We start from the raw sequence: 13,766 nt of genomic DNA on the forward strand, positions 1-13,766 counted from the left end.
TGCCCGTGAATTTACCAATAGAAGATAACTCGAAGGATTTTAGTACAAACCTTTTAGATACGACAGCTGTCAAACATAATTTTATCGATTCTTCTCAGAAAGTAATCGATAACGAGCTCTTCATTAAAAGAATTCTGGAAGAAGAGCCCCGCAAAGGATATGAAATGCTGTTCAGAAAATATTATGCGCCATTGTGTAGCCATGCCATAAGGTATGTTTATTCAAAGGAAGTCGCTGAAGATATTGTTGCCGAGGTATTCTATAATTTTTGGCATAAAGCAATTTATAAACAAATAGATACTTCGCTAAGGGCTTATTTATATACAATGGTTCGTAATAGATGTTTTACTTACCTGAAAAGTGAGTACAATAATAACAATACTGATGATATTGTTGACTGGAATGGAGCATCTCAATTACCTCAGCCCGACAAAGTACTTGAATATGATGAGCTCTATATGCAAGTGGAACGAGTAATAAGTACTTTGCCTCAACAATGCCGAAAAGTATTTTTATTAAGCAGATTTGAAGGTAAAAAATATAGTGAAATCGCTAGTGAACTTGGCGTAAGCCAGAAAGCCGTTGAAGCACATGTAAGTAAAGCCTTAGCAGAACTACGAAAAGGATTAAAAAATTATGGACTCGTTTCTCTTTTGGTCTTTTCGATATTAATGTATTATAGTAAGTGATAGTTTTCCTTTTAAATAGATGAACAAGATGAATCTAGTCAAAGAAATGATTTTTAATTATTTCGCTGGTAATGCCTCGCCTTTACATAAAAAATTAATTGAAGATTGGTTACAAGAGCCGAAAAATATCGAACAGTATTTTGAATGGCTTGACGAGTGGGAAAGAACCTGTCCGCAATTTTTACCAAATGTAGAAATCGCTCTTTTAAAAAATATTGAGCGTATAGATAATAACGTTTTTCCCATCGACGGTGTCGATGCCATTAACCCTGTTTACAAAAAGCCAAAACTAAATTCATGGTGGATTGCAGCTGCGGTATGCTTGATTTTTGGGGTATCAGGATTTTTGATGAAACAGGAAATAATGTACCAATCTTATGCAACAGACTTTGGTGAGATAAGAAAAATACATCTGCCAGATGGTAGTGATGTTACGCTCAATGCCAATTCAGAATTATTTGTACCAAGATGGGGCTTTGGCACAAAAACCCGTGAAGTATTATTAGAAGGCGAAGCTGAATTTTCTGTTCAACACACGCTAGACCACCAAAAATTTATCGTTAATACCCCTGATAAACACCAAATTACGGTTTTGGGTACTGAATTCGTGGTTTATGCTAGACAACGAGGTACAAAAGTGGTTTTAAACAAAGGGAAAGTAATATTAAGCTCTGCTAATAAAAGAGAAATTATTACGATGAAACCCGGAGATATGGTCAATATTTCTAAAAAAGGAGAATTAAAACTACAAGTATTGAACAAAGAAAAATTGAGTACTCAGCTTTCTTGGAAAGACCATCGGTTTGTCTTCGATAACACACCCTTGAAAGAAATAGGTAGTTTAATTAAGGAAAATTTTGGAGTAGAAATAAAAATACAAACACCAGAATTAGCCAACAGAACTATTACAGGAGCCTTCAAAGCAGAAAGTGCCGAGGAATTGGTAAATGTATTAGCTGAAATGCTATCATTCAATGTGGTGAAAGAAGAGAATTCTTATGTGATTTCATTTGATAATTAAACAATGTTTACAACTAAATAAAGAATAAATAACCCATTCAAAAATTATTCACAAAACAATCCGAATTTAATATGAGAAACAAAGCTTTACTAAGAATGCTTTGTTGTGGCATCGCCCTGAGTGTTTTTCCCTCATTGGTTTTCTCACAACTATTGGCATATTCCAATCAGAAAAGTAAAAAGTTTACTGAAAAAGAAAATACTTCTAATACCATTAAACTAAGAGAAGCTTTACTAAAGTTAAAAGAATTTTACAAAGCAGACATCTTATTTGAAGAGGGTTTAGTAGCAAACCACGAAGTACTTAGAAATCTGATTGGTAATAAAAATACCGTTGAACAAAACATTGAATCTATTTTACAACCAACGGGTTTACGTTTTAAGAAAATCAAGAAGAATTCTTACGTAATCTTACCCTCGACAATCAACAAAGCAACTACTGCGATTGAAAACAAAACGCAAGAACTAATCAAAACAGCAGAGACGAGTACTGAAGCTGTAGTTGAAAGTCAGGTAGCTGGAACGGTTGTGGATGACAAAGGAATTGCTTTAGCTGGAGTAAGTATTTTAATTAAAGGTACATCGAAAGGGACTTTGACAGATGAAAAAGGAGCTTATAAAATTGAAGTAGAATCTCCTAATGCAATACTTGTGTTTAGCTTTATTGGTTTCAAAAAACAAGAAATTACTGTACTTCAAAAGTCGTTGATTAACGTACAAATGATTCCTGAAAATCAGGCTTTGGAAGAAGTAGTTGTTACTGCTTTAGGAATCAAAAAAGAAAAAAGAGCCCTTGGTTATGCCGTTTCTGAAATAAAAGGCGACGAATTAACTAAAGCTCGTTCTACCAACATTGCTAATAGTTTAGCTGGTAAGGTTGCAGGTTTGAATATTTCAGGAACTGCTACAGGACCAAGTGGTTCAAGTAGAATTGTGATTCGTGGAAATGGGTCTATTTCTGGAAACAATCAGCCTTTGATTATTGTGGATGGAATTCCTATCAATAATGACAATCTAGGTTCAGTAAATATTGGTGCAAACCGTGATGGAGCATGGACTGGTGCCGATAGAGGCGATGGAATTTCGAGTTTAAATCCTGATGAAATTGAAAATATCAGTGTTTTAAAAGGTGCTACGGCAGCGGCTTTATATGGCTCAAGAGCTTCTAATGGTGTTATTTTAGTGACAACCAAAGGCGGAAAATCAGAAAAAGGTATTGGATTAGAAGTAAACAGCAATTTTGTTGCTGAAGACTTACTAATTAAGTCTTACAACGATTACCAGTATGAATATGGCTTAGGAAACAATGGCGTAAAACCTACAACGGTTGCTCAAACGGCTACTAGAAATAGCTGGGGTGGAAAATTAGACGGAAGTAATGCCATGTTTTACGATGGCGTAGAAAGACCTTATCTAGCTGTAAAAGATAATTTGAAGAAGTTTTATCAAATAGGAACGACTTTAACAAACTCTGTTGCATTAACGGGTGCTACTGAAAAAGTGACCTACCGTTTTTCAATGAATGACTTAAATAATAAGGGTGTTTTACCAAACAATACATTACACAGAAATAATTTTGCCTTGAATCTGAATGGTAATCTTGGTAAAAACATTTCATTCGTAGCCAATGCAAAGTACATCATTGAAAAAAATCACAATAGACCAAGAGTAAACGATTCGCCCGGAAATGCCAACTTTACCATGTATGTTTTACCAACTTCGTTGGGCGTAGATGTATTAAGAAATGCAGTTTTCGATGCCAATGGCAACGAAAAAGTATGGTCTGATAATCAGTTTACACAAAACCCATATTTTGCTACGGAGCAATTTCAACAAGATGATGAAAAGAAAAGAATCATTACTTCATTTGAACCAAAATATACCATCAACGAATGGCTTTATGTGAAAGGACGTTTGGGTTTTGATAATTTCAATCATTATTACAAAAACATCGAACCTTATGGTACTGGCTATGCACTAAGAGGAAATTATGCGGTTTCTACCCGTAATTTTACAGAGACAAATACGGAATTATTAGTAGGTTTCAACAAGAAATTTGGTGAAAAATTCAGTGTAAGTGCTTTGCTTGGTGGTAACCAAATGAGACAAGTTACTAGAGTAACTGAATTTAGTGCTTCAAACAGCTTTAATATTCCTTTCTTCTATGATATTTCAAACATTGATCCATCTGCAAGAAGTTTATCAGAAGCTTATATCGAAAAAAGAATCAACTCAGTATATGGTTCGGCTGAATTATCTTACAATAATATCTTGTTCCTAACAGCTACTGCTAGAAATGACTGGTTTTCGACACTTGCAGCGGGCAAAAACAGTATTATGTATCCTTCTGTTGGTTTAAGTTTTGTAGCATCCGAGGCTTTCGTATTGCCTGAAGCGATTAACTATTTGAAATTCAGAAGTTCATGGGCACAAGCTGGTGGCGATACTGACCCTTATAATTTATCTTTATATTATGCTTTAAATGGCGCACATTTAGGTTCACCAATTGCTCAAGTAAGTTCAAACCGTGTGCCAAATGCTAATTTACAACCTTTAACATCTACTGCTTCTGAGTTAGGGCTTGAAGCTAAATTATTCAGAAATAAAGTAAATCTAGATTTAGCGGTGTACAACAGGAAAACTACAAATGATATTGTAGCCGCTACAATTTCTGGAGCTTCTGGTTATAACAGTGCTTTATTTAATGTTGGAGCTATCCAAAACAGCGGTGTAGAATTATTATTAGGTGTTGCTATTACTAAAACTAAAAGCTTTACTTGGGATGCTTCATTCAATATGGGTTATAACAAAAGTGAGGTGTTAAGTTTATATGGCAATTTGAATACGCTACGTGTTGACCAGTCAAGACCTGGCGCTACTTTTATCCAACAAACCATTGGTTTACCTTATAGCCAAATTCAAGGATATGATTTTAAAAGAGATGCTAGCGGAAACATCGTGTACAATGCACAAGGCTTTGCGATGCAAGGAGATTTGAAAAACTTTGGTACGGGTGTTTCTCCATATACTTTGGGTTTAAATAACACTTTCTCTTTTAAAGGTGTAAGCCTAAGTGTTTTAGTGGATGGTAAGTTTGGCGGTTATATTTATTCTGGTACAAACGCCTTGGCATATCGTTTTGGTTTAGCCAAAGAAACGTTGGTTGGTCGTGAAGGTGGAGTACTTGGAGTTGGAGTTACTCAATCTGGCGAACCTAATACAGTAAAAGCTCCTGCACAGGCTTACTACAGCGGATGGTACAGTAGCATTGCTACGCCATTTGTGTATCAGTCAGATTTTATCAAATTGCGCCAAATTGTATTAGAATACAGTATTCCAGCTAAATACTTGAATAAGTTCCCATTCAAAGGAGCATCTGTTTCAATCGTAGGTAGAAACTTGGCTATACTTATGAAAAAAACACCAAACATTGACCCTGAGTCCACTTATAATAATGGAAATGCTCAAGGTTTAGAGTTTGCGGGTACTCCATCAACAAGGTCGTTTGGGATGAATGTAAACTTGAAGTTTTAAGGGTAATCCACCAAACAGTATCAATTTTTTAGAAAAATACAGTTAATATAATAGACAATTATGTTAAAGAAAATAACAATATGTACTTCTCTCATCTTATCAATGGGAGCTTGTACGAAAGATTTTGAAGTAATCAATGTGAACCCAAATACACCATCAAGCGTTCCAATCGATTATTTATTAGGCGAATCTGAATTATTTATTCCTGGTTCTAGCGATGCTTCTAGTAAAGCTTGGCGTATCAACTTTGGTTTTGCGGCTTGTTTTGTTCAACAGATGTCATCAATAGATGTAACATTTTATGGCGGTAGTTTCTATAATTCTGGCTCTAACAATTTTACTTCATTTTTCGATTATTCATATCCCAATGCTGTGAAAAGTTTAGTCAATGTAATTGATATAGCTAAAAAAGATGCTAAATATATCAATGTGTTGTCGATGGCTAGAATCCTGAAAGTAATGGAAATGGCTAGGCTTACCGATCTTTATGGAGATATTCCATATTCTGAAGCAGGAAAAGCATTTTTAGATGGTAACTTTTCGCCAAAATATGATGCGCAGAAAGACATCTATTTTGATATGTTGAAAGAATTAGATGAAGCAGGTAAAGCATTTAGTGCAACAGCTTATATTCCTAAAACGGCTGATTATATTTATTCAGGTGATTTAGACAAATGGAAACGAGCAGCCAATACTTTAATGCTACGTTTAGCAATGAGATTGCAGAAAGTAGATGCCACGTCTGCACAATCTTGGGCTAAAAAAGCCATTGATGGCGGTTTGATAACGAGTAACAGTGAAACCATTGCCTTTAAATTTGATAATACTGGTGCAATGATTAACTCAAACCCAAATTCATGGGTACTAGGACCAAGCGGACAAAACATTGCCAATTTGAATAATGCGGGTGTACAATGGGGCAAAACGCTTATCGACCTTTTAAAGACTCGTAAAGACCCACGTTTATCGGTTATTTCTAGTTTAAGAAATGGCGACAAAACCATTGAAAACCAAAGAGGATTACCTAATGCAACCGATGCTATCATATTGAATACTTTAGAGGAGAAAAATCTTAATAATTACTCTCGTCCTAGCAGTAATTTGATGAGCTTGGCTACTCCTTGGATTTATATGACTTATGCCGAAGCACAATTATTAAAAGCAGAAGCCATTGAAAGAGGTTGGGCAAGTGGCTCGGCAAAAACAGCTTTTATTGAAGGACAAAGTGCAGGAATTAACCAACTTTCAGTAGTGGGAAGCACTATTACAGCAAATGATTTAAGTACTTATGCAACGTTAAATGCTTATCCTGAAAGTGGAAATTTAGACAATAAACTAAATGCTATTCATACAGAATTATATTTGATTCATGCTTCAACCCTTAATCATATTGAAGCTTGGGCAAACTGGAGAAGAACGGGCTATCCAAATTTAAACCCAGTAAATTATTCTGGTAACGAAACTGGTGGAGTGATTCCTCGTCGCTTACGTTATCCATTAAGTGAACTGGGTATCAATCCTAATTTCAAAGACGCTATTACTCGTCAGGGTCCAGACTTATTTACAACCAAAGTATGGTGGGATAAATAATATTGCCTATAAATTACGACTGGCACTGTTAAAATTGTGCCAGTCGTAATTATTTTCAAAGAAGATTTTTATTATTAATCAAGCACAAAAGTCATCTCAGATTTGTATCTGATTGTTTGATAATCTTTTCCTTTAAAAGTACCAGGATTTGTGTCAATCCATTCTAATTCAACCAAATACAAACCTTTTCCAGTTGGCGTAAATGTTGTTTGGCCATTTTCATTAGTGAATTTTGTTTTTTCCCACGTTTGTGGATTGATAATCGTTAATTTGGTTTTGGCTAAAGCTTGCTTGTCTTTAAAAGCCGATAAAGTAATTTTACCATTTTCTTGATTTGTCGTTACATCTAAAAATTGAAGATTCTTCGCATTTGTTGCACTAGCTTTCCCAACTTGATAAGTTGTTCTCATAAATTGTACGGGACGAGTAATGCCTAAATTATGTTTCGTAAAATCTTGTACTTCACGGGTATCATTTATTGCCAAAATCTGATAATTTCCATTGGTTGTTGGCGTAAACGTTCCTTCCCAATGCGTTTCTTTCTGAACCATATTGATGGCCGATTGCTTTCCAATAACATCAATAACAGATACTTTTAGGTCAGCCATTTTATCAAGTTTATTACCCTTTTCTCTTATTGCTTCAGCATATTCTCCAAAAAACATTAAGATTTTAACAGGTTCACCGATTTTTCCAGAGCCTTGTGTTTCAAGCCAATATCCATGTGCCCTTGATAAAAATGGGAGGCAAATAATTGTCAATAATAGACATAGCTTTAATAATGTTGTATTACTTTTCATGGTATGAAAATTGTTAATTTTATTTAGACTTATTATAAATAATAACACAAAGCTACATGTGATAATCTATACTAGCAAGCATTATTTAAAATAATTCTAAATAGTAATTCATCCATTATTTTAAAATGGGCGAATTACTATCCAATCAAAGTATGTAATAATTCTTTCAGAATGATTAGGAAATTAATCGAGCGAAGTGATTTTCTAAATGATTACGCATACCATTTCTGAACAATTCTGGTGAACCATTTTCTAAAATATCTACCAAGCCTTTGTGCGAAACAAACTTTCTTTTCTGTACTTCCTTTTTTAATAAACCACTGTTATGGACATAATCGAAAATCGGCAATAGCATTTTCTGAAAAGTCTTCATGGTTTTGTTGCCTGTTATTTCGTACAATTTTCCATGAAATTTAATTTCGTGTTCAATATTAAAAAGATGTGATTCACTTGATGCAGGCTCATTTTTAACAATTTCTTTGAGTTCCTCAATATCTTTTGGGGTGATTTTCTGAAATATAAAATCCGCCATTCCGATTTCTAATACCAGTCGAATTTCAAAAATCTCTTTCAGCGTTTCTTCGTTCAAAATATGAGGATTCATACTTTTACTCATAATTCCAAAAATATCTGGACTCGTAATTACAGAACCTTTTTTCTTCTTAGATTCAATAATACCCATTGTGCGAAGTCTGGTAATGGCTTCTCTAATTACCGTGCGACTTACTCCTAATAGCTCTACCAGCTCTATTTCTTTAGGGATGACATCGCCCACTTTTAGCTTCCTACTTTGTAGTAATTCAACCAAATTGGCTTCTACTTTATCCACCAATGAGCTATTGTCAACAGTTATAAAATTATTATTAATAGATTCCTTTGTCATATTATGTATTACTTATTTCGAATAAAAGTAGGTAAAATATTTCATTTTATAAAATATTCATGATTATATCAACTGTAAAGCGCTATTTAGCTTTGTATGAGTACTTGTTGAAGAAGATATGCTGTTTTCTTTTTAAAGATAATGTAAAGTAAGCCTTTTAACGACAAAACATCACAAAATAGCCATTAAGTATTACATATTTATCTTCATAAATACTCTTATTGAGTATATTATCGGCGCCAATTTTGAGTATTTGTTACTATTTAGAGATATTTTATAAAAATATTCGAATAATGTTATGAAATTAAAAAGATGTTCTATAGTTTTGTTATGTCATACATAATACAAAAATAAAATTAGACTTCATTATGAAAAACGTTTATCAGAAAATTGGTTTCTTGATTATCTGTTGCCTTTGCCTACTAAGCGCATGGGGACAAACCAAAAAGATTAATGGCAAAGTAACTGCCGCTGAAACAGGGGAGGCTTTACCCGGCGTATCAATTATTTTGAAAGGAAAAACTACTGGAACTATTAGCAACGAAAATGGGGAATTTAGTGTAACAACTGCTGAGGGAGATATATTAGTGCTGAGTTATGTTGGCTATCTTAAAGAAGAAATCAAAGTAAGTGGAAATGCTTTTTTGAACATCAAACTCAGAGCAGACATTACTTCTCTTGGTGAAGTAGTGGTGGTTGGTTACGGAACGCAGTCACGTCGGAATATTACCAGTTCGATTGGAAAGCTTGACAAAGATGTACTTTCGAATGCTCCGAGAGCCAATGTTGGAACAGCTTTGCAAGGTTCTTTGGCGGGTTTACAAGTTGTAAATCGAACAGGAACGCCCGGTGCAGCGCCATCAATTTTATTGCGTGGCGGGGCTTCAATTAATAGTCCGGGTTCGCCTTTAGTAGTGGTTGATGGCGTAATTAGGTCATTAAATGACATCGCTCCAGACGATATTGAGTCGATAGAATTGTTGAAAGATGCTGCATCAACGGCTATTTATGGTGCTAGGGCCAACAATGGAGTAATTATAATTACCACAAAACAAGGTAAAGCTGGCACCGCCCGTGTAACCTATAAGTTTACAGCGGGCTATAACCAAAACCGTGAAGGTTATAAATACATGAATGCCCGAGACTATATTTATTATAATAGATTGGGAAATTTGAACTCAGGTAGAACGCTTGCACAAGTAAATTCATCAAGAGGTTATGGACTTTTGACGGACGCTGCCAATTTAGCACTTTTTGATATTCGAATAAACAATGCTGCTAATGCTGGCTTGCTATCGCAAGGCTGGTTGGCAATGGATGACCCTTATGGCGGTTCGATTTTATACAAAGAACACGGAGGAGAAATTGAAAATTTAGTTTTCAGAAATACTTATACAAAAGACCATTATGTTAGCGTAGAAGGTGGTAATGACCGTGGAAAGTATTTCGCAAGCTTTGACCATTATAAAGAAGATGGCGTAATTGTGGGTTCAGATTACAAACGTTATACAGGGAATATCAATGGTTCTTACAAAGTAAGACCGAACCTTGAAGTAACAACAGGAACAACTTTCTCGACTTCTTCCCAAAATGGTACTTTGGCATCTGAATCCAATGTATTGTACAGAAGTTTGGCGATTTGGCCTACGATGAACCCTTGGTTAGATTCTTTGCAAACAATGCCCAACCCTGGAAATGGCGTGAGCGATGGTAATCCTTTGTATTGGTTACAAAAAACAAAACGTAACAGCGAAGTCAACCGATTTACGGTAAATGCTTCTGCAAAATATGATATTACGAAAGATTTGTACGTAAAAGTAGCTGGAAATGCTTATCTATTTGAATCGCTAAATCAGTCATTTAACCTTGCTACGCAAAACTATACCAACTTATATACCAATCCGCCGTCGTTTAGCAATGCTACACGTAATTCACTTGCGAATTTCTCAAGGTCGGTACAACAGCAATACAATGCCATTATTAATTACCAAAAAAGTATCGGTGAATCGCACCATTTCAACACAATGCTCGGGGCAGAAATATTCAGTCAAAAAGGTTTTGAAATGCAAGTTTTAGGGCAAAATGCTCCGACAGATGATATCGAAACAGCAAATGCTTCAACAACTTTTGCGGCAGGAAGTAATTATTCAACCAGAGATGAGTACAAAATTGTGTCGCAATTTGGTCGCCTTAATTACGATTTTGACGAGCGTTATTTGGTGAGTCTTGTGTTCAGAAGAGATGGAGTATCAAGTTTGGCAACTGACAATCGTTATGGATTCTTTCCTGGGATGTCGGCTGGTTGGAATCTTCACAAAGAAAAATTCTTTGCTGAAAGTTCACTTAACCAATACATAAGTGCCTTAAAACCAAGATTTAGTTATGGTATTAATGGAAATGTGGCAGGAATTGGCAATTACGAAGTACAAGGCGTGTACGGTTCGCAAGGTAATTATAACACTAGTTTAGGTTTTTTAAGTACAAGTATTATTAACTCTGGCTTGCGTTGGGAAAAAAGTAAAACTTTGGATTTAGGCTTAGACATTTCCTTCCTTAATAATCGCTTTAGTATAATGCTAGATTATTATGACCGTAGAACGAGCGATTTATTGACCAATTTAACCTTGCCAAGTTATGTAGGATATAGCTCGGTAAGAACCAACCTCGGAACTTTTCAAAATACTGGTCTTGAATTGACGGTTAATGCGAGCATCTTGAGAAATCCAAATGGAATTTCTTGGAATATGGGTGGAAATGTTTCGTTTGTGGGCAATAAAATCTTGCAATTACCATTCAATGGAAATGAAAATAATCGACAAGGTGGCTTGCAAATTTATGACCCAATTCAAGGTAAAGTAGTGTGGGTTGGCGGTTTACAAGAAGGACAACCTTTGGGAGCTATTTACGGTTTCAAACAAGTTTCTATCTTTAAAAATGAGGAAGAAATCGCCCAACTAGCTGCTAATAGAGTAGATGCCATTGCAGGAATCGGTGGTCCATCTACTACGATGACGAACAAAATTGCCCCGGGGGATGTCAATTGGCTAGATGTTGACAATAACAATATTATCGACTCACGTGACCAAGTATTTTTAGGAAATATCAATCCAACGGTTACAGGAGGTTTTACTTCAAATGTTAGTTACAAAGGATTTTCTCTTTTCACCAGATTTGATTTTGCTTTAGGACATACCATTTATAATGACTTAGTAGCACGTACACTTGGTAATTATCAGGGTACTTTAAACTACATGGAAATGCAAAAAGATGCTTGGTCGCCAACCAATACCGACACTGATATTCCAAAAGTATATTATGCCGACCAAGTGGGTGCACCAGCAGGTAAAAAGAACTATACACGTGCAAACAACGCAGGGCAAGTATTGAACGGGAACAATTCAAGATTCTATGAAAAAGGAGATTATTTAGCTTGTAGAGAAATTACCATTTCTTATGATTTATCTAAGAATAAATTCTTGAGTAAATGGTTCTCGCAAGCACGTGTTTATACCAATTTTAACAACCTTTTTTATGTCACGAAATTTAGTGGACCATCGCCAGAACCACCAGCAGGCGGTATTTATGCAGGTACATATCCAACGCCAAAATCAGTGGTATTAGGTCTTCAGGTTTCATTTTAATTATTAAAAATTACTTTCATGAAAAATATCATTAAAACCATATACATCAGTTTGGGAATTAGTTTGCTATTTACCTCATGCAATACTCAACTGGATTTAGCGCCTGAAAGCAGTATCAGCGACGCCAATTATTGGAAAACTGCCGATCAATTTGATGCTTTTGTATCGGGTATTCACGTTCGTTTCAGAAGTCACAATGCCAGTTTTCAGGCTTTGGGAGAAATGCGTTCTGATATTTTTGGAACGGAAGCCAACAGCCCAAGTACTTTCACGGGTGAAGCCACGCAAGGTTTAGAACGCATGTGGTTGCAAAATCTGGACATGGATAATACGGGTGTGAGCAATTTCGGAGGATTTTACAGCAATATTGTTCAACTCAATTTGTTGATTCATAAGCTAAATGCTACCAATATTGTTTCAGATGCCAATAAAAACTATTATTTGGGTATTGCACATGGGATGCGTGCATTTTATTACTTTCATTTGTATCGTTCTTGGGGCGGTGTGGTAATTCAAACAGAGCCTGTTTTATCAATAGATATTGCAAATTTGGCAAAAGCGGCTTCACCTGAAGCTGAAGTAATGGCATTGATTAAAGCTGATATTGATAAATCGGAAAGCAGTTTTGGTCCTAATTATACTTTCAGAAATAATAAAGGCTATTGGTCAAAAGCAGCTACGCTGATGCTCAAAGCCGAAGTATCACTTTGGAATAGTCATCGTGGTGGTGGTTCTGTTGATGCCACTACAGCATTAAATGCGCTGAATGACATCAAAACAAATATTCCAAACTTAACTTTATTACCCAATTATAGCACAGTATTTACTGCTGGTAATAAAGGGAATAATGAGATTATTTTTGCCATTCGATATGTACTCAATGAAGCTACAATGGGTTTTGTTGCGAGCTCCTTTGTTCCACAATCTGGTTTGATTTCCAACTTTTATGACTTCAATGGTTCACGACAATTTAATGTAACTACCGACAACTGGGGAGGGATTTTGCGTGCACCAGTACGTATTGCTACTTATCAAAAATTTGATGATAACGATAGTCGAAAATTGTCTTCTATTCAACCTGCTTTTAGTAAAAAAGGTACTGGGTTTGAATTGGTGGGTTGTTTTATCAATAAATTTCAAGGCGAACAAAATGCGGGTTCACGTGCTTTTACCAACGATTATCCTATTTATCGTTATGCAGATTTGTTATTAATGATGGCAGAAGCAAAAGTAATTTTAGGACAAAATCCTGCCAATGAAATCAATTTAGTGAGAGCCCGTGCTTTTGGAGCGAAATATGATGCGAGTAAATACGCTTTCCCAAATCAAGCCAAAGATGCTAGTCCACTCAATGCCATCTTGGATGAAAGATTATTTGAATTTGTTTTCGAAGGAAAAAGATGGTACGATTTACGTCGTGTAGGTAACAATTATGTATTTGCTAATACTAGCCTTTCATCAAACGAAGCATTCAAATTATTATGGCCAATCGACCGTAATTCCCTGACAAACAATAGGTCATTAGTACAAACTGCTGGTTATCCAGTCTTTTAGTTTTATCATCCAGAGCGGGTACTCGCCTGCTCTGGATATGATTTTCTATTTTTTT

Annotated in this window: 8 protein-coding genes; 6 read left to right on the plus strand and 2 right to left on the minus strand. The window is 35.5% G+C overall.

All coding sequences use genetic code 11. The features are described from left to right. The first annotated feature begins 5 nt into the window (after positions 1-5). The 4 genes from ABID42_RS08660 to ABID42_RS08675 all read left to right on the plus strand — a co-directional run bounded on the left by ABID42_RS08660 (position 6) and on the right by ABID42_RS08675 (position 6,833). Positions 6-689 carry an RNA polymerase sigma-70 factor gene (locus tag ABID42_RS08660; RefSeq protein ID WP_323259565.1) on the plus strand — a complete coding sequence of 228 codons (684 nt, stop codon included), beginning with the start codon at positions 6-8 and terminating at the stop codon, positions 687-689. A 28-nt stretch (positions 690-717) separates the two neighbouring features. Beyond that, a complete protein-coding gene (locus ABID42_RS08665) occupies positions 718-1,710 on the plus strand; it encodes a FecR family protein (protein WP_367283312.1) in 993 nt (330 codons plus the stop codon). A gap of 71 nt (positions 1,711-1,781) precedes the next feature. Continuing rightward, positions 1,782-5,243, plus strand: coding sequence for a SusC/RagA family TonB-linked outer membrane protein (locus tag ABID42_RS08670; protein ID WP_367283313.1), 3,462 nt, complete (start codon positions 1,782-1,784; stop codon positions 5,241-5,243). A gap of 60 nt (positions 5,244-5,303) precedes the next feature. Beyond that, complete coding sequence (locus tag ABID42_RS08675) at positions 5,304-6,833, plus strand: SusD/RagB family nutrient-binding outer membrane lipoprotein (protein ID WP_367283314.1); 1,530 nt, start codon at positions 5,304-5,306, stop codon at positions 6,831-6,833. A gap of 74 nt (positions 6,834-6,907) precedes the next feature. Here the strand turns inward: ABID42_RS08675 and ABID42_RS08680 are convergent, their stop codons facing one another. Further along, the gene (locus tag ABID42_RS08680) at positions 6,908-7,633 is read right to left on the minus strand and encodes a nickel transport complex, NikM subunit,transmembrane (protein ID WP_367283315.1); all 726 of its coding nucleotides are present in this window, start codon (positions 7,631-7,633) and stop codon (positions 6,908-6,910) included. A 175-nt stretch (positions 7,634-7,808) separates the two neighbouring features. Beyond that, the gene (locus tag ABID42_RS08685) at positions 7,809-8,516 is read right to left on the minus strand and encodes a FadR/GntR family transcriptional regulator (RefSeq protein WP_323259391.1); all 708 of its coding nucleotides are present in this window, start codon (positions 8,514-8,516) and stop codon (positions 7,809-7,811) included. A 368-nt stretch (positions 8,517-8,884) separates the two neighbouring features. Here ABID42_RS08685 and ABID42_RS08690 point away from each other — a divergent pair, with 368 nt between their 5' ends. Continuing rightward, positions 8,885-12,157, plus strand: a complete 3,273-nt coding sequence (locus ABID42_RS08690) for a SusC/RagA family TonB-linked outer membrane protein (protein WP_367283316.1) — start codon at positions 8,885-8,887, stop codon at positions 12,155-12,157. Between the two features lie 18 nt (positions 12,158-12,175). Beyond that, a complete protein-coding gene (gene nanU / locus ABID42_RS08695) occupies positions 12,176-13,711 on the plus strand; it encodes a SusD family outer membrane lipoprotein NanU (RefSeq protein ID WP_367283317.1) in 1,536 nt (511 codons plus the stop codon). Positions 13,712-13,766: the final 55 nt, after the last annotated feature.

It is taken from the genome of Arcicella rosea, from assembly GCF_040543805.1.
GTDB lineage: Bacteria > Bacteroidota > Bacteroidia > Cytophagales > Spirosomataceae > Arcicella > Arcicella rosea.